Source organism: Thauera sp. WB-2, assembly GCF_027594845.1.
Lineage (GTDB): Bacteria > Pseudomonadota > Gammaproteobacteria > Burkholderiales > Rhodocyclaceae > Thauera > Thauera mechernichensis.
Map to the genome: position 1 here is coordinate 3,778,148 of NZ_CP088935.1, position 20,771 is coordinate 3,798,918.

Genomic DNA, 20,771 nt, shown 5'->3' on the forward strand with positions numbered 1-20,771 from the left:
TGGATTATGGACCAGCCGGCGCGCGCTGCGCGCGCTTGGCGAGCACCGCACGCGCCACGCGCGATGCCGGCTCGCGGCCGAGCTGACCGCTGATCCAGGCCGCGGTGTCGACGAGGGCGTCGAGTTCGATGCCGGTATCGATGCCCAGGCCGTGCAGCAGCCAGACCACATCCTCGGTCGCAACGTTCCCCGATGCCCCCGCTGCATACGGGCAGCCGCCCAGGCCACCAACCGAAGCGTCGAACACCGCCACGCCCATCTGCAGCGAGGCATGCACGTTGGCGACCGCCATGCCGTAGGTGTCGTGATAGTGGCCGGCAAGCAGTTCGACCGGCACACGCATCGCCACGGCCTCGAGCATGCGCTGGATGCTCGCCGGGTTACCGACACCGATCGTGTCGCCAAGCGAGATCTCGTAGCAGCCCATGTCGCGCAGGGTGGCCGCGACCTCGGCCACTGCCTGCGGCACCACTGCACCCTCGTAGGGGCAGCCGACCACGCAGGACACGTAGCCGCGCACGCGCACGCCGGCCGCGTGCGCCGCCTCGGTGACCGGACGGAAGCGCGCCAGCGACTCGGCGATCGAGCAGTTGATGTTCTTCTGGCTGAAGGACTCGGACGCGGCGCCAAACACCGCCACCTCCTTCGCCCCGGCAGCAAGCGCCGCCTCGAAGCCCTTGAGGTTGGGCGTCAGCACCGGATACGCGACACCAGCCGCTGGCTGCGCGAGCACGCGCGCGAGTACCTCGGCGTTGTCACCCATCTGCGGCACCCACTTGGGCGACACGAAGGAAGTGGTCTCGATCGCCTTGAGCCCGGCACGCTCAAGACGACGCACGAGTTCGACCTTGGTCTCGGTGGGAACCAGTTGCTTCTCGTTCTGCAAGCCGTCGCGCGGCCCCATCTCGACAATGCGCACGGCGTTGGGCAGCTTCGGTGTGGTCATGTATGCACGCTCCTGGTCAGGCGGTCTTCGCTTCGTCGAGGCCGAGTTCCTCCTTCATCTTCTGACGGATCTGGAACTTCTGGATCTTGCCGGTCACCGTCATCGGGAAGCTGTCGACGAAACGGATGTAGCGCGGGATCTTGTAGTGCGCGATCTGCCCCTGGCAATAGGCGCGCACCTCGTCCTCGGTCAGGCCCTCGCCCTCGCGCACGATGATCCAGGCGCACAGTTCCTCGCCGAACCTCTGATCGGGAATGCCGACCACCTGGACATCGAGCACCTTGGGGTGAGCGTAGAGGAACTCCTCGATCTCGCGCGGATAGATGTTCTCGCCACCGCGGATCACCATGTCCTTGATACGACCGACGATGTTGCAATAGCCCTCGTCGTCGATGATCGCAAGGTCGCCGGTATGCATCCAGCCGCCAGCGTCGATCGCCTCCCGGGTCTTGGCCTCGTCGCCCCAGTAGCCAAGCATCACCGAGTAACCGCGCGTGCACAGCTCGCCCGGCGTGCCACGCGGCACGATGCGGCCGTCGGTATCGACGATCTTCACTTCCAGATGGGGCTGGACGCGGCCGACGGTCGATACACGGCGGTCGATGGGGTCGTCGGTACCGCTCTGGAAGCTCACCGGCGAGGTCTCGGTCATGCCGTAGGCAATGGTCACCTCCGACATGTTCATCTTGCCGATCACCCGCTTCATGACCTCGATCGGGCACGGACTGCCAGCCATGATGCCGGTGCGCAGGCTGGAGAGATCGAACTCGGCGAAGCGCGGATGGTCGAGCGCGGCGATGAACATCGTCGGTACGCCGTAAAGCGCGGAGCACCGCTCCTGCGCGACCGTCTCCAGCACGGCCAGCGGCTCGAAGGCCTCGGCCGGGTAGACCATGGTCGCGCCGTGGGTCAGGCAGCCGAGGTTGCCCATCACCATGCCGAAGCAGTGGTACAGCGGCACCGGGATGCACAGGCGGTCGCCCGGCACGAGCTTGATCGCTTCGCCGACGAAGTAGCCGTTGTTGAGGATGTTGTGGTGCGACAGCGTCGCGCCCTTGGGATGGCCGGTGGTGCCGGAGGTGAACTGGATGTTGATCGGGTCGTCGAACTGCAGCCTCTCGGACAATACAGCCAGCGCAGCGAACTCCTCGCGAGCGGGCGCACGCAGCAGCTCGTCGAAGTTGAGCATACCGGGCGACCTGTCCGCGCCCATGCGGATCACCATCTCGAGCGCGGGCAGGCGGTGGCTGCGCAGCAGGCCAGGCTCGCAGTGGCCGAGCTCGGGTGCGAGGTCGGCGATCATCTCGAGGTAGTTGCTGGTCTTGAAAGCGGGCGACAGGATCAGCGCACGGCAGCCGACCTTGTTGAGCGCGTACTCGAGTTCGGAGCGGCGATAGGCCGGGTTGATGTTCACCAGCACCAGCCCGGCCTTGGCGGTGGCGAACTGGGTCAGCGCCCATTCCATGTTGTTCTGCGACCAGATCCCGATGCGATCGCCCGGCTCGAGGCCAAGCCGCATCAATCCGCAGGCCAGCGCGTCAACCTTGAGCTTGAGCTGGGCGTAGGTCAGGCGCACGTCCTGGTGGCGCACGATCAGCGCCTCGCGTTCGGCATGGGAGGCGCAAGCCTCGTCGAAGAAGCGGCCGATGGTCTGGCCGATCAGTTGCTTTTCGGATGCGCCGTGCACATAGCTTGCGGTGCTGCTCATCGTGTCGTCCTCGCTCCTGTTCTTGTGTGCGTACCACTTCGACTACAAAAGGCTCGCGGCTGGCGCCGCTCCTACAGGGAGGGCGCAGGCGTGCGGGGCTTGCCGTAGGAGCGGCGCGAGCCGCGAGCCTTTAAAGCACCTGACCCGTACGCCATCGCCTTCAACCCCTCGCGGCTGTCGCCGCTCCTACAGCAATCGGCCTTGCGTGAATCAGGCCGCGGCGGCCTCGAAATCCACCAACTCGGCGCCGTCGCCCACCTGGTCGCCGACGCCGAAGCGGAAGGCCTTGACCGTGCCGGCGGCGGGCGCGGTGATGGTGTGCTCCATCTTCATCGCCTCCAGGATCAGCAGCGGCGCGCCCTTCTCTACCTTGGCACCCTCAGCGGCAACGAGCGCGATGACCTTGCCGGGCATCGGCGCCAGCAGGCCGCCCTCGGCGCCGCCACCCTCGCCGCCGTGGTGCAGCGGATCGACTGCAGCAAGTTGCCAGGCGCGTCCCTTGGCGAAGACGTGGCGGCGGCCGGCGGCGGCGATCACGGTGGCGTCCATGCGCGTACCGTCGAGCTCGACGCGAAGCAGCCCGCGCTCGTTCAGCTCACCGCGTGCCTCGACGCTGCGACCGTCGATGGAGAGCCGCCAGGCCCCCGGCAGGTAGGCGACATCGACGGCGTGGTCGGTATCGGCATGACGGAACAGCAACGTGCGACGTGCGGTGGCGTTCATCCGCCAGCCGTCGCGCGCATGCCAGGGCGAGCGCGCATCCGCCGTGCGCTGCGCGCGCTTGTCGGCCAGGGCCGCTTCGCGCAGCAGCTCGGCGAGCGCGGCAATCTGCAGCACTTCGTCCGCCACCCCGACGTCGGCGGGGAAGAGATAGGCCTTCTCGCGCTCGATCAGGCCGGTGTCGAGGTCGGCAGCCGAGAACGCCGGGCAGGCCGTCAGGCGCGACAGGAACTCGATGTTGTTGGCGACACCCACCACGCGGTAGTCGGCCAGCGCCTGCAGCATGCGGGCGAGCGCGCGGTCGCGGTTGATGTCCCATACGATCAGCTTGGCGATCATCGGGTCGTAGTGCGGGCTGATCTCATCACCCTCCTCGACGCCGGTGTCGACGCGCACATGCAGCGACTCGGCGGGCGGCGCCAGGTGCACCAGCTTGCCGGTGGAGGGCAGGAAGCCCTTGGCCGGGTCTTCGGCGTAGATGCGCGCCTCGAGTGCATGACCGCGGATCTGCAGTTGCTCCTGCTCCAGCGGCAGCTTCTCGCCCGAGGCGACGCGCAGCTGCCACTCGACCAGATCCAGCCCGGTGATCATCTCGGTGACCGGGTGCTCGACCTGCAGGCGGGTGTTCATCTCCATGAAGTAGAAGGAACCGTCCTGGTTGGCGATGAACTCCACCGTGCCAGCGCCGACGTAACCCACCGCTTTGGCCGCATCGACCGCCGCCTTGCCCATCGCCGCACGCCGCTCGGGCGTCATGCCGGGCGCGGGCGCTTCTTCCAGCACCTTCTGGTGGCGGCGCTGCACCGAGCAGTCGCGCTCGAACAGGTACACCACGTTGCCGTGGGTGTCACCGAAGACCTGGATCTCGATGTGGCGAGGCTTGGTGATGTACTTCTCGACCAGCACATGGTCGTCGCCGAAGCTGGAGATGGCCTCGCGCTTGCAGGAGGCGAGCAGGTCGATGAAGTCCTCCGACTTCTCGACCAGGCGCATGCCCTTGCCGCCACCGCCGGCCGCGGCCTTGATCAGCACCGGGTAGCCGATGGCGTCGGCCTGCTGGTGCAGGTAAGCCGGCGCCTGCTCGTCGCCGTGGTAGCCGGGGGTGAGCGGCACGCCGGCCGCTTCCATCAGCTTCTTGGCCTCGGACTTCGAGCCCATGGCGCGAATCGCCGACACCGGCGGGCCGATGAAGACGATGCCCTCGCGCTCGCAGGCGTGGCAGAAGTCCTCGTTCTCGGACAGAAAGCCATAGCCCGGGTGGATGGCCTGGGCGCCGGTCTGCGTGGCCGCAGCGATGATCTTGTCGATGACGAGGTAGCTCTCGCGCGCCGCCGCGGGGCCGATCAGCACCGCCTCGTCGGCCAGGCGTACGTGGCGGGCGTTGGCATCGGCCTCGGAATACACCGCGACGGTCTTGATGCCCATGCGGCGGGCGGTCTTGATCACCCTGCAGGCGATCTCTCCACGATTGGCAATCAGGATCTTGTCGAACATGTTGTCTCCAGCGTGTCTTGTGTCGGTTCGGCGCGAGGCCAGGCGCAATTTCGGCATTCAGCCCTGCGCGATCCAGGCTGCAGGGCGCTTGTCGAGGAAGGCAGCCAGGCCTTCCTTGGCCTCCGGGGTTGCGCGCAGGCTGGCGATGCGGCCTGCGGTATCCATCACCAGCGCATCGCTCACCGGCCGGTTGGCCACCGCACGGATCAGATCCTTGGCCGCAGCCTGCGACTTGGGGCCGCCCTGCAGCAGCGCATCGACCACTTCCTCGACCTTGGCATCCAGCGCCTCGGCGGCGACTGCCTCATGGGCCAGCCCCAGCTCGGCCGCGCGTGTCGCATTGATGCGCTCGGCAGTCTGGAAGTAGCGGTAGGCCTGGCGCTCGCCGATGGCACGGATCACGTAGGGGCTGATCGCCGACGGGATGATCCCGAACTTGACCTCCGAAGTCGCAAACACCGCCTTGTCACCGGCAATGCAGATATCGCAGGCGCTCGCCAGCCCCATGCCGCCACCCAGCGCCGCACCATGCACGCGGGCGATGGTGGGCTTGTTCATCTCCGCCAGGGTGCGCAGCATGCCGGCGAGCTTCATCGCATCGGCGAAGTTCTCCGCCTCGCTCGCCTCGCCGGCGGCCCTCATCCAGTTGAGGTCGGCGCCGGCCGAAAAACTCTTGCCGCGTCCCGCCAGCACGACCGCGCGCACCGCGTTGTCGGCATCGAGCTCGATGCAGGCGGCGGTGAGGTCGGCGATCAGCTGCGCGTTGAAGGCGTTATGCACGTCCGGACGGTTCATCCAGATCGTCGCCACACCACCCGCGCGGACGATCTCCAGGGTCTCGTAGCTCATCTCGCCCCCTTACATCCGGAACACGCCGAACTTGGTCGGCTGGATCGGTGCATTGAGCGCGGCCGACAGCGACAGGCCGAGGATGCGACGCGACTGCGCCGGGTCGACCACGCCGTCGTCCCACATGCGCGCGGTGGCGTAGTAGGGATGGCCCTGGAACTCGTACTGGTCGCGGATCGGCGCCTTGAAGGCCTCTTCCTCCTCCTTGCTCCAGCTGCCGCCCTTGGCCTCGATGCCGTCGCGGCGCACGGTGGACAGCACGCTCGCCGCCTGCTCGCCGCCCATCACGCTGATACGCGAGTTGGGCCACATCCACAGGAAGCGCGGCGAGTAGGCACGGCCGCACATGCCGTAGTTGCCGGCACCGAAGGAGCCGCCGATGAGCATGGTGATCTTGGGCACCTGCACGGTCGCCACGGCAGTCACCATCTTGGCGCCGTCCTTGGCGATGCCGCCGTTCTCGTACTTGCGGCCGACCATGAAGCCGGTGATGTTCTGCAGGAACAGCAGCGGGATGCCGCGCTGGCCGCACAGCTCGATGAAGTGCGCGCCCTTCTGCGCCGATTCGCCGAACAGGATGCCGTTGTTGGCGACGATGCCCACCGGGTAGCCGTGGAGCTGGGCGAAGCCGCACACCAGGGTGGCGCCGTAACGCGCCTTGAACTCGTCGAAGCGCGAGCCATCGACCACGCGGGCGATGATCTCGCGCACGTCGAAGGGCTTGCGGGTGTCGGTGGGGATGATGCCGTAGATCTCTTCCGGGTCGTAAAGCGGCGCCTCGCCCTGCCCGAGCGCCATGTTGATCGGCTTCGTGCGGTTGAGGTTGGAGACGATGCGGCGCGCGATGTAGAGCGCATGGGCGTCGTTCTCGGCCAGGTGGTCGGCCACGCCCGAGAGCCGCGTATGCACGTCACCGCCGCCCAGGTCCTCGGCGCTCACCACTTCGCCGGTCGCCGCCTTCACCAGCGGCGGGCCGCCGAGGAAGATGGTGCCCTGGTTCTTGACGATGACGGTCTCGTCCGACATCGCCGGCACGTAGGCGCCGCCGGCGGTGCACGAGCCCATCACCACCGCGACCTGCGGGATACCCTTGGCCGACATGTTGGCCTGGTTGAAGAAGATGCGACCGAAGTGGTCACGATCGGGGAAGACCTCGTCCTGTTTCGGCAGAAAGGCGCCACCCGAGTCGACCAGGTAGATGCAGGGCAGGTTGTTCTGCTCGGCGATCTCCTGCGCGCGCAGGTGCTTCTTGACCGTCATCGGGTAGTAGGTGCCGCCCTTCACCGTGGCGTCGTTGGCCACGATCATGCATTCGACGCCCTGCACGCGGCCGATGCCGGTAATCACGCCGGCGCTCGGCGCCTCGTCGTCGTACATGCCGTACGCGGCCATCTGGCCGACTTCGAGGAAGGGGGTGCCGGGGTCGAGCAGGTGACCGACACGGTCGCGCGGCAGCAGCTTGCCGCGCGCAGTGTGCTTGGCACGTGCGGCCTCGCCGCCGCCGAGGCTGACCTGGGCGGCCTTGGCGCGCAGATCCTCGACCTGGGCGCGCAGGCTTGCGGCGTTGGCCTGGAAGTCTTCGCTGCGGGTGTTGATGCTGGACTTGATCACGCTCATCGCAGACGCTCCGCTCAGCGGGTTTCGGAAAACAGCTCGCGACCGATCAGCATGCGACGGATCTCGCTGGTGCCGGCGCCGATCTCGTACAGCTTGGCGTCGCGCCACAGACGGCCCACCGAATACTCGTTCGTGTAGCCCACGCCGCCCAGCGCCTGGATCGCCTCGCCCGCCATCCAGGTCGCCTTCTCGGCGGTGTAGAGGATGACGCCGGCGGCGTCCTTGCGCAGCGTGCGCGCGTGGTCGGCGCGGTCGCAGGCCTGGCCCACGGCGTAGGCGTAGGCGCGGCAGGCGCTCCAGGTGGAGTACAGGTCGGCGATCTTGCCCTGCATGAGCTGGAACTCGCCGATCGGGGTGTCGAACTGCTTGCGCTCGTGCATGTAGGGCACGACCGCGTCCATGCACGCCGCCATGATGCCGAGCGGGCCGCCCGACAGCACGGCGCGCTCGTAGTCCAGGCCCGACATCAGCACCTGCACGCCGCGGCCGATGTTGGCCTCACCGCCGAGCACGTTCTCGACCGGCACCTCGACGTCGTCGAAGAACAGCGGATAGGTGTTGGAGCCGCGCATGCCGAGCTTGTCGAGGTGGGTGCCGCAGGAGAAGCCCTTCATGCCCTTCTCGATGATGAAGGCGGTGATGCCCTTGGGACCGGCGTTGATGTCGGTCTTGGCGTAGACCACCAGGGTGTCGGCGTCGCCGCCGTTGGTGATCCACATCTTGGCGCCGTTGAGCACGAAATGGTCGCCCTTGCGGTCGGCGCGCAGCTTCATCGACACCACGTCGGAACCGGCGTTGGGCTCGGACATCGCCAGCGCGCCGACGTGGTCGCCCGAGATCAGCTTGGGGAGGTATTTCTGCTTCTGCGCCTCGGTGCCGTTGCGGCGGATCTGGTTGATGCACAGGTTGGAGTGCGCGCCGTACGAGAGGCCCACCGAGGCCGAGGCACGCGAGATCTCTTCCATCGCCACGATGTGGGCGAGGTAGCCCATGTCGGTACCGCCGTACTCCTCGCTCACCGTCATGCCGTGAACGCCGAGGTCGCCGAGCTTTTTCCACAGGTCTGCGGGGAACTCGTTGACGCGGTCGATCTCGGCCGCGCGCGGTGCGATCTCGGCAGCGCAGAAGGCCTGCAAGGTGTCGCGCAGGGCGTCGATGGTCTCGCCGAGGTTGAAGTTCAGGCTGGGCACGTTCATGGGGTGTCTCCTTCTCGAGGTTGTCCTGGCGCGGCGGGCAGTGCGCAGATCCATTATGGACGGCGCATGCCCGAAGATAGGACGAGATTAAGCGCAGCGTGCGCCCGCCGAGTGCCATCGTGGTTGCAATTCGTGCCATGCCCGCTAGCATTCCAGCACATGAAGATCCTCGCCCCCTCACCCGCCGACCTCACTCGGGGCCGCGCCGCCACGCCGATCGCCTTTATCCGTGCGATCGTCCTAGGGTACCGGCTGCGGGGCATGGATCCGGCCAGCGCACTTGCGCAGGCGCAGATCCCGGCAGCAGTGCTGGAAGACCCTGCAGCACGGGTCACCGCTGCACAGATGGAACTGCTCTCGGGAATCGCCATGCAGGCGCTCGACGACGAAGCGCTGGGTTGGTTCTCGCGCCGCCTGCCCTGGGGCAGCTATGGCATGCTGTGCCGGGCGTCACTCACCTCGCCGACGCTGGAGGTGGCGCTGAAACGCTGGTGCCGCCACCACCGCTTGCTGACCGAGGACATCGTGTTCGAGCTCGTGCCCCAGCGCGGCGTGGCGACTATCCGGGTTGCCGAACACACTGAACTGGGTGAGTTGCGCGAGTTCTGCCTGGTCAGCACGCTGCGCTACCTGCTCGGCTACGCCTGCTGGCTGGTCGACTCGCGTATCGCACTGACCGCAGCCGCCTTCCCCTTCGACGCCCCGGCGCATGCCGACGCCTACGCCTACCTGTTCGCCGGGCCTGCAAGCTTCTCGGCCCCTGCTGCAGCGATCAGCTTCGACGCCCGCTACCTCACCCTGCCGGTACGCCGCGACGAGAAGGCGCTGCAGGCCATGCTGCAACGCGCGCTCCCGCTCACCGTGCTGCAATACCGCCGCGACCGCCTGCTCGTGCACAGCGTCGCCCAGCTCCTTGCTGCCACGCCAGCGGCCGCGCACACCGCCGAGGACGTCGCTGCACAGCTGAACCTTTCGGTACGAACCTTGCACCGGCAACTGAAGGAGGAAGGCGTGTCGCTGCAACAGCTCAAGAACGAAGCCCGGCGCGAGCACGCGACCCGGCTGCTGCTGCAGACCCGCAAACCGGTCAAGCAGGTCGCGGCAGCCGTCGGTTTCGACAGCGAGAAGAGCTTTGCGCGGGCATTCCGCGCGTGGACAGGGGCTGCGCCAAGTGCCTATCGAACGGGCGCAGACTCCGCAGCATAGCGGGCACGCAGCGTGCAGCCCATCTCGCCTCACCTCACGAACAGCGTGAGCGAAAGCAGTGAGGGTCTTGTGCATCGGTGCGGACGGGCTGGCTCGGGGCCCGCATTCTAGCCTTGCACCCTGTTTCGCCGAAGCCGACACTGCCCCTACCCGATCAGCCACTCAAGCGCGAGACATTGCAATGGACCTCCCCGCCCACCAGCTCACCATGACCGTCCTGATGACGCCCGACACCGCCAACTTCTCAGGCAAGGTTCACGGCGGCGCCATCCTCAAGCTGCTCGACCAGGTGGCCTACGCCTGTGCTGCGCGCTACGCCGGCCACTATGTCGTCACCCTCAGCGTCGACCAGGTGATGTTCCGCCAGCCCATCCAGGTTGGCGAACTGGTCAGCTTCCTCGCCTCGGTCAACCACACCGGCAACTCGTCGATGGAGGTGGGCATCAAGGTCGTTGCCGAGGACATCCGCGCCAAGGTCGTACGCCACGTCAATAGCTGCTTCTTCACCATGATTGCGGTCGACGACGAAGGCCGGCCGACCAAGGTGCCGGCGCTCGAACCCCATACGCCGGACGAACGCCGCCGCTTCGCCGAAGCCGAAGTGCGCCGCGCGATGCGGCGCGAGATGGAGCGCAAGTTCGCCGAGGTGCGCGGCGGAGAATGAGATCAGCCCGATCGGCGCCTGCTGCCCCCTCACAGCTCGATCACGTAGGGCTCCCCTGGGGTCGGGTTGTACTCGGCGATGTAGCCGAGCCCGGCCTGCCTTTCCGCCGGAGCCCAGCGTAGCGTCGTCTGGCTTTCGTAGTTGAAGCACAGCGTTGGCGGCTGATGCACCGAACGCGCAATGATGCGTTGCACGGCTTCGGCATCGGGGTGGCGGAACTGGCTGCCATTGGTGCTGAACAGGAAGCGCGGGCTGTCGATGAGGGCGAGCAGCTCGTCGCTGATGTTGCCCGCGCTGCCGTGGTGCGACACCTTGACCGCATCGACGCGCAACACCGCTTCGCCGCGCTGCGCGAGCAGGCGGCGAAGCGAGGCGGTGATCACATCATGATGGGCGTCGGCGAGAAACAGGCAGGACTTGCCGCCAAACTCGGCGAGAAAGGCAATCGAGCTGCCGTTGGCGGCAGCCTTGTCGACCTTGAGCTGGCGCCTGAGCACCGCGTCGAGCTCCGCGGTCGTGCCCAGCAAGCCCTGGCCAGGCAGGTAGGCCTTGCGCCTGGACAGGCTCGTCCACGCCGACTCGAGGTCACCGGGGTTGATGTCGGCGCCGAGATCCTTCTTCCAGCGCTCCCGCATGCGGTCGAGCTTGGCCCGGGTGGGCGACAGCAGGGTAAGACGCATGCCGTGCGCGTCAGCCAGGGTGCATTCCGGCAACACCCCCGTATCGGGCACCACCACCGCATTGCCAGCAAACGCCCTGTTCCACTGTCCGGCGTCGAACCGTCGCACGATCAGCGCACTGAGGAACTCGCCCTGCTTGCCGCCCAGCACGCGGCCGCCTGCCTGCAGATGACTCCAGCCGTTGAACCAGATGTCGACCACGCGCACCGGTACGGGCTTGTTGGCGAACAGGCGCACGAGCCCCTCGACATGGTCGGTGTCGACGTGACTCATCACGACCAGCTCGAAGCGCCTGTCACCCTGCGGCAGCGCATCCAGGCGGGCCTCCAGGTGAGGATAGGTCGCGATCGGGCCGCCATCGATCAACATGCGCCGTGTGCGCGACGCATCGCCGTACTCGACGAACAGGCAATCACCGTGTCGTGCCGGCAGCATCTCGATGCGAAAGAATGGTGCGGCGCTCATGGGTTGCAGGCTCACAAGCGCCAGTCGGCGTCGCCGAACGCCACCACGCAGAGCGCCATCGGCAGACTGTCGAGCAGGGCCTGGCGCTTGACCGCGCGCAGCACTTCACCAAGGCAGCGTGAGCCCTCGGCACCCCCGCCCTCATCCCGCCCTGCGGCCGCGGCCAGCAGGCCATCGAGGATCTTCTCGCCCACCTTGACGGCATGCGGACCGAATACGGTAGCGATGGTGGACACGACGGCCGCCGCACCGGCCTGACGGAAATAGCGTATGTGGCTGGCGTACTGTTGCGCCGTACTGGCGACATCGCACCCCAGCAGCAGCACCAGCGGGTAGGGTCCATCGATGTGCACGTATTCGCGCGGCAGGCGCAAGGTCTTGAACGGCTTGCCACCAATCTCGAGCGCGACATCCTGCTTGTCGCCCGTGTTGTGAGGAAACGCCACCAGCAATGTTGGGCGTTCCCCGCCGACCGCAGCCCGCCACTCGTCCCAGTCCTTCACCTCACGCACCGCGCCCTGCATCCTGCCCTCGAGCAGGCGGATGAGCGGCCCCACCTCTTCCTGCCGCAGCTCCGCGCTATAGCCCACCAGCGCCGAGCGGTCGAGCTGCAGGCGCAGACGGTCACCCGCCGGTTCGGCCTGAACGAGCACTTCGGCATCTCCCGGCCGGCCCAGCGCGGGATTGAAGACATGGCGTTCGATCACCTTGCGCAGCCCCCAGAAGCCCATCGGGCATACATGCCGGCGGGGGTCCTGCTGGCCCGCGCAATGGCCCGGACAGGCGCCCGCGGCCAGGGCCTCGAGCGCGTCGGGGCAGAAGCGCACATCGCCCTCATCGTCCGGCGGCACATACTGGTAGATGAACTCGAAGGGCACCACGGCATCTGCGCGCGTACTGACAATCTGGATGTGGGTCGCCTCGTCGACATCCATGCCACCGCTATTGAGGGCCTGCAGATGGTCGATGACCAGCGCGGAGTAGAGGTCGCCCCCGAGCCGGGCAAGCCTGAAGAACAGCGTGAGGTTGTCACCCGTGGTCAGTCCGGCGCTGTAGTCGGCCACGCTGTAGGCAACCTCGGAGAGTAGTCGGTTGATGGCATCGACCGGCTCCTGGATGCCGCTGAGGTCGGTCGCCCATGCACGCCGGCCAGCGATGCCGGTGAGCAGCGGGCGTGCCCCATGCGTGTGATTGAGCACGAACGACGCATCGAAGCGCCGCCGCGAACCGAGGTCGCTCCAATGCTCGCGCACCCGCGCCTCGACCTGTTGGGTGATTGCCGGGCGGGGACCGGTCAGCCCCCCCTGCTCGACCACCTGGGCATGGATCAGCACCGTCTGCAGCACACGCCCACGGTGCAGCACGCTGATACGGCCTTCGAACGCCGCCGCCATGCGCGGCGTGAGCACGAACTCGAGCACGCTGCTCGGCCCGGAACGGGGCAACCAAAGCACACCCGTCAGCGGCGCATCGAGCTGGAGCGGCTCGTGAAAGACCACCTGCAGGCGGTGGCGCCGTCGCCGGGGCGGCAGCTCATGTGCGGGAAAGGCCTCGGAAGCGGTCTGCCAGCCTTCGCCCGGCGGGCCGATGCGCAGCCGCAGCAGCACCTGCTCGCCAACCCTGAGGCACTCGTGCTCCTCGACGAGATCTTCACCCTCCCGGCGCCAGAAGCCGTGCTGGACGTAGCGTGTCTCGGGCTGCTCGGCCGCCTGCACGGCTTCCACGGCAGCCAGCGCAGCCACAGCTTCGGTGAGGGATGAAGCTTCGTCGGACTCACGGACGTAGCGGTAGCGCTCGCGCGACGCATCGATGCCACGCGCGAGCGCCCGTGGTGCCACGCTGCGCAAGTTCTCGCCCGCGCCCACTACAGCCTGCGCCACCCGCCCCAGACCGCGGGCCTGGCTGGGGCGAACCTGCTCCAGCGCTTCGACCACGCCCGGCGTACCGATCAATTGCGCCAGCGTACGCTCGCTGAGCGCCAGCGAGGCCTGGGCAGGAGCCGCCTTCAACCGCCCTGCAAGGCGGTCGGCTGCGCTGGCAAGATGACTGAGTCGGATCAGGTCGCGATTGAGAAAGGCCAAGACATCGGCACCGAAGGCCTGCCGCAGCGCTATATCGAGCGGTAGGTTGTGGGTGAGCTCATCGCCCAGGCGTACCAGGGCAGGCATGCGCTGCTCGACATCCACGCCGGCGGTGCCGAGCGAGCGCACGCAGGCAACACCCTCGGCCGCCAGCACGTCCGCCACGACGCGCACCAGACGCTCGAGCTGGCCTCCGTCCTGCCCGCCCTCGACATCCGTGCCCCCAAGCACGAGCGCAAACGCCGCACGACAGGGCGCCCCCCGGGCCAGCAGTCGAGCCGCCACTGCACGCAGCGAGCCGCTGAAGACCATCACCTCCACCCTTGGTACGGCGCGATCCGCACGCATGAAACGGTAGGGCCACGGCTCCCTCCAGTGCGCGCGAAACGCGCCGAAGGCGTTGGCAAGCGGATCATCAGCCAGCACACAGAGGCGGAAGGGCAAGGCCCAGTCCACGCGGCCGTCGGCCGCGAAGGCGTCGGCCACGAAGACTGCCGCGGCACTCACCGCGGGCTGCTGCAGGACGCGCAGCAAGGGCAGCAGGGCTTGCCAGTCCCGTCCGCGGCCATACACCGCGAGCCGAGTACCCCAGGGCGCGTCGTCGAGGTAGCGTTGCCAGGCTTGCGCAAGCTCGAGCGCCGCCGGGAAGGCGGGCAGGCGTTGCAGGGCTGGCAGCTCCCACGCCACCAGCGGCGCTCCATCGCGGCGGTCCGCCGCCTGGGCAATCGACCATTCGGCCGCCCTCGGCCGCGCAAACGAGCCGCCTGCGGACACGCGCTGCGCCGATACGCGGCGACGCAAGCGGCGCTGTGCGGCGTTGAGCGCCCCGAGGGCCGCACACGCTCGCGCAAAGTCGTCGTCATCAAGCCCCAAGCCCCAGGCGGCAAGGCGATCGCGATCGATCATGGCGGCGCGCTCCTGTCAGTAACTGCAATGCGACCGGCGCCAGCGGGCGCACCGGCCGCTGCGTTCAGCCCAGCGGCCACTCCGGTACGGGCCAGCCCTGCGCGGCGGGAATGGCGAGCCCTGCCCGCATGCGCAGGGCAACATCGGCCAGCGCATAACCCCAGTTGATCAGGCGGCCCTGGTCGCGAGGCTCGAACTTCTTGAGCCGGGTAGGAATGTGCTCGAGCGTCGTGGTGAGGGTGTTGTCGGCAACCAATGCCCGTGGATCCTTGTAATCGCCGATCCGGGTACCGATCCCCCAGTAGGCACCACGGCGGCGACCGGCCTGGAAATCCTCCACCAGCCAGCGCTTGCGCAGCGCGCGCGTCTGGTCGATGAGGATGTCGCGCACGCGACCGAGCTGCAGCAGATCGTCCTCGAACGGCGACTCGTCGATCTCGAACGGCGCCCCGGCATCGCTCACGAGAATGAGGTCGATCTCGCGCAGCAGGGCCTCCAGCCCCATGTTGTCGTACACCCCGCCGTCTGCGAGCACAATTCGCCGCCGCAGTGCCTCAAGGTTCGGCAGCTCGCGCTCGGGCTGCACCCAGGTGGCAGGGTCGGACTTCAGCACCACCGGCGAGAAGATCGGCGGGAAGGCGCTCGATGCAGCAACGGCTTCCGCCAGTCTGACGTCGGTACTGCGCGACAGACCGAGGTAGTAGTCGGCGATGTAGTCCTGGCGAAAGCGGAAACTCCGCCCGGTCTGCATGTTGGTGGCGTAGAAGATGAAACGCGGCGCAGCCTCCAGCGCTGGATCCGGCAGCTCCCTGAGCAGCGTGTCGCCGAACAGGTCCTTGGCGTAGCGACGGGCGAGGAAGTCTCCCGAGGTGACGAAAGGTACGAGATGGCCCAGCGCGGCCGTCTTGACGTCGATGGACTGGCTGCAGAAGGCACGCACCGGCTGCGCGATCACGGTCTCGAAGTTGTCCGCGCGCCCCTCGCTGAACGCGAGCGCGCGCCAGCGGTGGGCAAGCACGCCCGCGAGGATCGACCCGCCGGAAACGCTCGTGACCCGCGCCAGGCGCCCGAGCAGGCCTGCTTCGTTGAGCCTCCACAGGCTCCCGAGGCCGAACAGCGTTGCGCGAAACCCCCCGCCCGATAGGGCGAGCCCCACCCTTGCTTCGTCTCCCCTGCTCATCTCCGTCCCCTCCTGGCTGCAGCGCTCGGCAGGCGCCCGCGCCTCGATCCAATATAGGCCCGCCCAGGCGCCGCGTCAGCACGAGCAGTAAGACGGCGCCGTGGAAAGCGGCCAGGCAATGACATGGGGCGACGGCAGGTCTATGCTGGACATGAGAGCTTAGGTATTTGCCGACACGCCTGGGGGCCTTCTGGGCACGACCATGGCGTAGTGGCGGTCAGCAGCGTTTCCCATCGACCATGACAAGGAGTGATCATGAAAAGAGTCTTCCTCGCCAGCGCATTCGTTCTCGCCACCGGGACGGCGCAAGCCGATGTCGGGGCGTTCGTCGGCATCACCTATGCCTTCGGCTCGAATCAAGGTATTGGCTTTACCGTGCAGGCGACTTCGACGCGCAAGCAGGACCGCGGCATCCTGGCCGCCGGCCTCAGCTACCACCCGTTCGCCACCGGCAGCAAGGTTGGACTGCCGGTTGGCGTCGGCTACCAGTGGAAGGACGCGGCGGCAATCGTGGGCTATGACGTGCTGCTGAAATCGCCGGTCGTCAGCGGCGGCTATGTGGACACACGCAGCAAGCGCCGCAGCGCCGCGCCGAGTGGGGAAGGCTCGGGTGGCGAAGGCTCGGGTGGCCCCGTCTGAGGGACGCGCCAGCCTGATCGCAAGCGTGCCGCGCCACCAAGGGCGCGGCACTGCGTTTCAAGCGTCTGCGGCGACGGGCAAAGGATGGCCGCACTCAGGACCAGGCGTACCGCCCGGAGGCGCAGGAATCAGGTACGCAGCACGCTCGGGTCCTGCTGGCCCGGCGCCGTCGTCTGCTCGGGCGGAGCCGGACGCACGGCCGCGTTTGCACCGACCTGCGCCATCGCTTCATAGCTGGACAACGCCCGCTGGGCCGAGTAGTTGTTGCGGATATCGGCATTCGCGGCGGCGGCGCGCGCCTGCTCGACCGCACGCGCCTCCTGGGTGCCGTTGTCCGGGCTGGGCGCCGACTGGCGAACAGCCTCGCTTCGTGCCTCGGCACTGAGGGACACGACGGCGCTTGGGGAACTGGCTCTGGCGGCATCTGCCAACGCGGCATCGGCGGCACGCCCAGCCTGCCCTTCCTGCGGCATGGCTTGCGCCTGGCGCAGTTCGGGTAGCCGTGCTGCATCGCGGACGGCGAGTCCCGTCGCAGTATTGATCGCATCCATGGCCTACCCCCTCCTGTAGTCTGCTTCCCTGCACTTCGAATGCCCGGCCCGCTCGTGGCAGGCGCGCGCCCAGGAACACGTGTTGGCAGTGTGACATATCGCGAGCGCCCGTGACCGATAAGGGCGTCACGGTCACTGCGCACTACATGCCCAGCGACTTCAACAAATCGTCGTGATCATTCGCGGGCGCAACCGGAACGCGGGCAGGCTGCGCAGCCTGCTCGAGCAGCGCATCCGGATCAAGAACCTCGTGGGCATCGAAGTCGTTGAGCTGAATGAACTCCGCACGATCGACGGCAAGCTCGAGATAGAAAACGTTGTGCCCACCGGTGTAGAAGGTTACCCGGCGTGCCTCCGGGTTATCGAGCTTGGTGTCGACGCTGAGAATGACCTGCTTGTTGAGCACCAGCATCTTGGGCTGGTTCTGCGTGATATGGGTCTGGAGCTGGCGCCCCACCTTGCCGGTGAAGTCGCCGACGATCTGGTTCATGAGCTCACCCATGACATTGCTGACCTCGTCCGACGTGTGCGATGCGGCGAGTTCGCTCGACGCCATTCCCATGCTGAGCAGATACTTCTGGTACAGCTCCATGGCTGCCGGAGCCGAAAAATTAATGACGACCAAACCGGAAAAACCGCCATCGAAGAGCACGAAACAGCCGATGTCAGGCTTCAGGCAGGTCTTGGAAATGCGCTGGACCATCCCGGAGTAGCGGATCTCGCTTTGCGTCGCCGCCGTGAGCACCTTGGCGACCGAATCGCACAGGCTTTTCAGGAGGTCTTCGGTACCGAAAACGACGGCGTTGTCTCGAGATCTGCTCATCGGTGGCATCCTTGTGCGCATGGAATGGCGAAACCCACTCTATACCACACTGCACGAGCTGTCAGCGGTTCGGATGGGCGGCGTCACGGCTCTATGTCTGCAGCAGGCAGGATACTCAGCGCCTGGTCGGTGGCAAGGCCACCCGCGTCGTCAGGATCTGGCTGATCGCGAACTCGCTCTTCATGCGCCAACACGGTCAATGCGCATACCGCAAGATCGCGATCGGTCAGCCCGACCGCTTGCAGGTGGTGCTCTAGCTGGAATGGGGAGGGGGCAGCCGAGTCCCTCCGGGCCAGGCCTGCCCGCCCCCCCCGCTCCGCGCCGCCGACGGCGCCGCGATCAGCTCGTCAGCGCGCGCCCGATCACCAGCTTCTGGATGTCGCTCGCACCTTCGTAGATCTGGCACACGCGCACGTCGCGGTAGATGCGCTCGACCGGGAAGTCGGTGACGTAGCCATAGCCGCCGTGCACCTGGATGGCATCCGAGCAGACGCGCTCGGCCATCTCGGCGAGGCGGCCGGGATACGGCTCGGTAAGGCAGAAGCAGCCGAGCTTCTCGCCACGGGCGAGCGGCTTCAACCAGGCCTCCTTCTGCGCATCGTTGCCGAAGCGGTTGATGATCCCGCAGGGCAGCGAGTTCTGCACGCTGACGATGGTCGAGGTGGCGCCGTCGCCAGCCGCGATCTCTTCCAGCGTCAGCACCAGGCTCATGTAGTCCATGCCGGCGCCGCCCCACTCTTCGGTCACCACCATGCCAAGCGCGCTGAAGATCGACCGCGCCTTCGTCAAGGACATGGCCGAAGCCGAGGAGGCGCGCAAGATATGCAGCACCATCCTCTCGCTGGCCCGCAACCTGGCGCTGAGCGTGGTGGTGGCCGAAGGTGTCGAGACCGAAGCCCAGTACCGCTTTCTGGCCGCCCTTGGCTGCAACCGCTTCCAGGGCGGGTTGTTTTCACCCGCAGTGCCCACCGACCAGCTCGGCACACAGTTGCCATCCCTGACAGGAGAGCCTTGATCATCCCTCCCCAGTCAGCAGACCATAATTGCGTAGCTTTCGATACAGCGTGGCGCGGGCGATGCCGAGATTGCGTGCCGTGGCAGAAACATTACGATCATTTCGCAGAAAGGCAGACAGGACCACTTCCGCCTCAGCCTGTCGCAGCGTTGCCTTGCCATCCGGGCAGTGGGTCTGCCTATCGGCTGAGTCAGGCGGAAGCGCAGCCGGGGCAGCGGTCAGCTCTGTTGGCAGGTGAATAAGGTCAATGCTGTCTCCCTCGGAAAGCGCCACGCCAAGGCGAAGTACCTGCTGAAGTTCACGGATGTTGCCCGGCCAGTTATGACGGTACAGACAGTGGCGCGCGGCGAGGGTCAGCGGCGGAACCGCGGAAGCCAATTCCTGTGCAAGGAAATGCTCAATAAGGTCATCGAGATCGCTGCGCTGACGCAGTGCGGGCAAAGTGATACGCAAGCCATTGATGCGGTAGTACAAATCCTCTCGAAACTCACCGCTGTCGACACGTTGTACGAGATCGCGGTGGGTCGCGCAGATCACTGAACAGTTGAGCGCAATGCTGCGAGCACTGCCCAGCCGGGTCAACGTACGTTCCTGCAGCACACGCAACAGGCGGGCCTGCAGTTCGAGCGGCATGTCGCCGATTTCGTCAAGGAACAAAGTGCCGCCATTGGCCTGCTCGAAACGCCCAGCCATACCGCCCCGCCGCGCACCGGTAAAGGCACCGCCATCGTAGCCAAACAGCTCGGACTCAATCAGGCTGGCCGGGATCGCCGAGCAATTGATGGCGACGAAGGGACCCGAGGCACGCGGGCCCACCTCGTGCAAATGACGTGCGAGTACCTCCTTGCCTGTACCGGTTTCACCATTGATGAGCACCGGAATATCGTGCGCAAAAGCACGTTCGACCTGCCGAACACGCTGCGCGAGCTCCGGATCAAGCAACATCGGGGACATGCTGGCCCGGGCAACAGCATACGATGCAGCAGGAGCCACTGACACCACGCGCGTGGGCGCAGCGTCAGCCAGACAAGCATGAATGCGCACGCCGTTGTGGCAGTGAATCGGCGTGGGAGTGCTACCGTGCCTACGCAACGTGTCGAGCAACAGGCCAACCTTCTGCTGGAATACCGTCTCCATGCACGGATCCGATTCAATCAGTGTATCCAACTCAAGCAGTTGGCGTGCCAAAGGGTTCGCGCCAAGAATCTGGCCGTCGCGGGAAACCGCCAGCAGACCGCACATCGGCGAGTTGACCAACTCGGCGCTGAAATGCAAGCGCAGGCGCAAGGGCGCGGACAGAGCGGCAACCATGCGGTTCTCGACTGCGCGGGCAGCAAGTGCAAGCGGCTCCATAATGCCAATGGATGCGCTGCGGTGATGGCGTGACGCGTTCAGCACCCCGGCCAATGCACCGGAGGGCTCGAAGATCGGCACTGCGGCACAGGCACACATTTGGGCCTCTTCGAGAAAATGCTCGCTACCACGCACGGCAATGGCCCGCCTCTCCTCCAGGGCAAAGCCGGGCGCATTGGTGCCAGCCACGCGCTCACTCAGGTTCAACCCCGGACGCAAGACCGTGGCGATATCGCGCAACTCGGCGCTCTGTCCGCCCAAAGTCTTGATGATGTTGCCCCCCACCTCCAGACAGGCAAGCACCCAATGGGCATTGTCCAGCGCAGAAAACAAGCGCTCCATCTCGGGTTCGGCGTGACCAAGCAAGGTGCGATGTACTTCGTTGATTCGGCGCAGTTGTGCCGCCGAAACCGGATTGAACAATACGCGGTCGCGTTCGCTCAAGCCATGCCGGATGGAGCGTGACCACGAGCGTTGCACCTCATCTGCCACCAAGCTGGCGGGAATGTCACGGGCCTCGCGCAGCAACTGGCGTGCGTGCAGCACCTTGCGGTCGAATTCCGTCCGGACGGGTCTCATGTCTCCTCCTGTGTCGGGGGTGGCGTGTATCGATCCAACAGCCGGAACAGCCTGACTTGAAACGATACAGCGCAGCTACCCCGTTATTGTTCAGGGCCG

General features: G+C 66.6%; 16 protein-coding genes and 2 pseudogenes. 4 read left to right on the plus strand and 14 right to left on the minus strand.

The window, feature by feature from the left end:
- Window positions 1-4 precede the first annotated feature (4 nt).
- From LQF09_RS17245 to LQF09_RS17270, 6 genes are all read right to left on the minus strand, one after another.
- Window positions 5-946, minus strand: coding sequence for a hydroxymethylglutaryl-CoA lyase (locus LQF09_RS17245; protein ID WP_002940316.1), 942 nt, complete (start codon window positions 944-946; stop codon window positions 5-7).
- Window positions 947-962: 16 nt separating this feature from the next.
- On the minus strand, window positions 963-2,654 hold the full coding sequence (locus tag LQF09_RS17250; protein WP_002925631.1) for an AMP-binding protein: 1,692 nt from the start codon (window positions 2,652-2,654) through the stop codon (window positions 963-965).
- A gap of 210 nt (window positions 2,655-2,864) precedes the next feature.
- Window positions 2,865-4,868, minus strand: a complete 2,004-nt coding sequence (locus tag LQF09_RS17255; RefSeq protein ID WP_270068552.1) for an acetyl/propionyl/methylcrotonyl-CoA carboxylase subunit alpha — start codon at window positions 4,866-4,868, stop codon at window positions 2,865-2,867.
- A gap of 57 nt (window positions 4,869-4,925) precedes the next feature.
- A complete protein-coding gene (locus LQF09_RS17260) occupies window positions 4,926-5,717 on the minus strand; it encodes an enoyl-CoA hydratase/isomerase family protein (RefSeq protein WP_002931260.1) in 792 nt (263 codons plus the stop codon).
- 9 nt (window positions 5,718-5,726) lie between these two features.
- Window positions 5,727-7,334 (minus strand): carboxyl transferase domain-containing protein, encoded by a 1,608-nt coding sequence (locus LQF09_RS17265; protein ID WP_002931262.1) that lies wholly within the window; start codon window positions 7,332-7,334, stop codon window positions 5,727-5,729.
- Window positions 7,335-7,348: 14 nt separating this feature from the next.
- Entirely contained in the window at window positions 7,349-8,530 is a 1,182-nt protein-coding gene (locus tag LQF09_RS17270) for an isovaleryl-CoA dehydrogenase (RefSeq protein WP_002931264.1), read from the minus strand.
- 159 nt (window positions 8,531-8,689) lie between these two features.
- Here LQF09_RS17270 and LQF09_RS17275 point away from each other — a divergent pair, with 159 nt between their 5' ends.
- Window positions 8,690-9,736, plus strand: a complete 1,047-nt coding sequence (locus LQF09_RS17275) for an AraC family transcriptional regulator (protein WP_002931266.1) — start codon at window positions 8,690-8,692, stop codon at window positions 9,734-9,736.
- 181 nt (window positions 9,737-9,917) lie between these two features.
- Window positions 9,918-10,400 carry an acyl-CoA thioesterase gene (locus LQF09_RS17280; RefSeq protein WP_002931268.1) on the plus strand — a complete coding sequence of 161 codons (483 nt, stop codon included), beginning with the start codon at window positions 9,918-9,920 and terminating at the stop codon, window positions 10,398-10,400.
- Window positions 10,401-10,429: 29 nt separating this feature from the next.
- On the opposite strand, the gene LQF09_RS17285 is transcribed toward LQF09_RS17280, so the two are convergent.
- The 3 genes from LQF09_RS17285 to LQF09_RS17295 form a co-directional block, all read right to left on the minus strand.
- Window positions 10,430-11,545, minus strand: coding sequence for a ComEC/Rec2 family competence protein (locus LQF09_RS17285; RefSeq protein WP_002931271.1), 1,116 nt, complete (start codon window positions 11,543-11,545; stop codon window positions 10,430-10,432).
- Window positions 11,546-11,556: 11 nt separating this feature from the next.
- Window positions 11,557-14,532: a hypothetical protein gene (locus LQF09_RS17290; protein WP_002931273.1), complete on the minus strand. Its 2,976-nt coding sequence runs from the start codon at window positions 14,530-14,532 to the stop codon at window positions 11,557-11,559.
- A gap of 64 nt (window positions 14,533-14,596) precedes the next feature.
- On the minus strand, window positions 14,597-15,712 hold the full coding sequence (locus tag LQF09_RS17295) for a patatin-like phospholipase family protein (RefSeq protein WP_002931275.1): 1,116 nt from the start codon (window positions 15,710-15,712) through the stop codon (window positions 14,597-14,599).
- Window positions 15,713-15,967: 255 nt separating this feature from the next.
- Here LQF09_RS17295 and LQF09_RS17300 point away from each other — a divergent pair, with 255 nt between their 5' ends.
- Window positions 15,968-16,351 (plus strand): hypothetical protein, encoded by a 384-nt coding sequence (locus tag LQF09_RS17300; protein WP_002931277.1) that lies wholly within the window; start codon window positions 15,968-15,970, stop codon window positions 16,349-16,351.
- Window positions 16,352-16,479: 128 nt separating this feature from the next.
- Here the strand turns inward: LQF09_RS17300 and LQF09_RS17305 are convergent, their stop codons facing one another.
- The 4 genes and pseudogenes from LQF09_RS17305 to LQF09_RS19705 all read right to left on the minus strand — a co-directional run.
- Complete coding sequence (locus LQF09_RS17305) at window positions 16,480-16,902, minus strand: hypothetical protein (RefSeq protein ID WP_002931283.1); 423 nt, start codon at window positions 16,900-16,902, stop codon at window positions 16,480-16,482.
- Between the two features lie 142 nt (window positions 16,903-17,044).
- Complete coding sequence (locus LQF09_RS17310) at window positions 17,045-17,725, minus strand: DUF3334 family protein (protein ID WP_002931285.1); 681 nt, start codon at window positions 17,723-17,725, stop codon at window positions 17,045-17,047.
- Window positions 17,726-18,064: 339 nt separating this feature from the next.
- A pseudogene (locus tag LQF09_RS19700) lies at window positions 18,065-18,235 on the minus strand (acyl-CoA dehydrogenase family protein); the annotation flags it as partial.
- Between the two features lie 105 nt (window positions 18,236-18,340).
- Window positions 18,341-18,559 (minus strand): annotated as a pseudogene (locus tag LQF09_RS19705) (acyl-CoA dehydrogenase family protein); the annotation flags it as partial.
- Between LQF09_RS19705 and LQF09_RS17320 the strand changes: the two are divergent.
- A complete protein-coding gene (locus LQF09_RS17320) occupies window positions 18,477-18,740 on the plus strand; it encodes an EAL domain-containing protein (protein ID WP_443081765.1) in 264 nt (87 codons plus the stop codon). The pseudogene LQF09_RS19705 and the gene LQF09_RS17320 overlap by 83 nt on opposite strands.
- Here the strand turns inward: LQF09_RS17320 and LQF09_RS17325 are convergent, their stop codons facing one another.
- On the minus strand, window positions 18,741-20,672 hold the full coding sequence (locus tag LQF09_RS17325; protein WP_270068553.1) for a sigma-54-dependent Fis family transcriptional regulator: 1,932 nt from the start codon (window positions 20,670-20,672) through the stop codon (window positions 18,741-18,743).
- Window positions 20,673-20,771: the final 99 nt, after the last annotated feature.

Excerpts from the sequence above, each read along its gene's own strand:
- LQF09_RS17295 (WP_002931275.1), bottom strand. The coding sequence starts at position 15,712 with ATGAGCAGGGGAGACGAAGCAAGGGTGGGGCTCGCCCTATCGGGCGGG.
- LQF09_RS17285 (WP_002931271.1), bottom strand. The coding sequence starts at position 11,545 with ATGAGCGCCGCACCATTCTTTCGCATCGAGATGCTGCCGGCACGACAC.
- LQF09_RS17280 (WP_002931268.1), top strand. The coding sequence starts at position 9,918 with ATGGACCTCCCCGCCCACCAGCTCACCATGACCGTCCTGATGACGCCC.
- LQF09_RS17300 (WP_002931277.1), top strand. The coding sequence starts at position 15,968 with ATGAAAAGAGTCTTCCTCGCCAGCGCATTCGTTCTCGCCACCGGGACG.
- LQF09_RS17270 (WP_002931264.1), bottom strand. The coding sequence starts at position 8,530 with ATGAACGTGCCCAGCCTGAACTTCAACCTCGGCGAGACCATCGACGCC.
- LQF09_RS17290 (WP_002931273.1), bottom strand. The coding sequence starts at position 14,532 with ATGATCGATCGCGATCGCCTTGCCGCCTGGGGCTTGGGGCTTGATGAC.
- LQF09_RS17305 (WP_002931283.1), bottom strand. The coding sequence starts at position 16,902 with ATGGATGCGATCAATACTGCGACGGGACTCGCCGTCCGCGATGCAGCA.
- LQF09_RS17325 (WP_270068553.1), bottom strand. The coding sequence starts at position 20,672 with ATGAGACCCGTCCGGACGGAATTCGACCGCAAGGTGCTGCACGCACGC.
- LQF09_RS17265 (WP_002931262.1), bottom strand. The coding sequence starts at position 7,334 with ATGAGCGTGATCAAGTCCAGCATCAACACCCGCAGCGAAGACTTCCAG.
- LQF09_RS17245 (WP_002940316.1), bottom strand. The coding sequence starts at position 946 with ATGACCACACCGAAGCTGCCCAACGCCGTGCGCATTGTCGAGATGGGG.
- LQF09_RS17310 (WP_002931285.1), bottom strand. The coding sequence starts at position 17,725 with ATGAGCAGATCTCGAGACAACGCCGTCGTTTTCGGTACCGAAGACCTC.
- LQF09_RS17260 (WP_002931260.1), bottom strand. The coding sequence starts at position 5,717 with ATGAGCTACGAGACCCTGGAGATCGTCCGCGCGGGTGGTGTGGCGACG.
- LQF09_RS17255 (WP_270068552.1), bottom strand. The coding sequence starts at position 4,868 with ATGTTCGACAAGATCCTGATTGCCAATCGTGGAGAGATCGCCTGCAGG.
- LQF09_RS17275 (WP_002931266.1), top strand. The coding sequence starts at position 8,690 with ATGAAGATCCTCGCCCCCTCACCCGCCGACCTCACTCGGGGCCGCGCC.
- LQF09_RS17250 (WP_002925631.1), bottom strand. The coding sequence starts at position 2,654 with ATGAGCAGCACCGCAAGCTATGTGCACGGCGCATCCGAAAAGCAACTG.
- LQF09_RS17320 (WP_443081765.1), top strand. The coding sequence starts at position 18,477 with ATGCCAAGCGCGCTGAAGATCGACCGCGCCTTCGTCAAGGACATGGCC.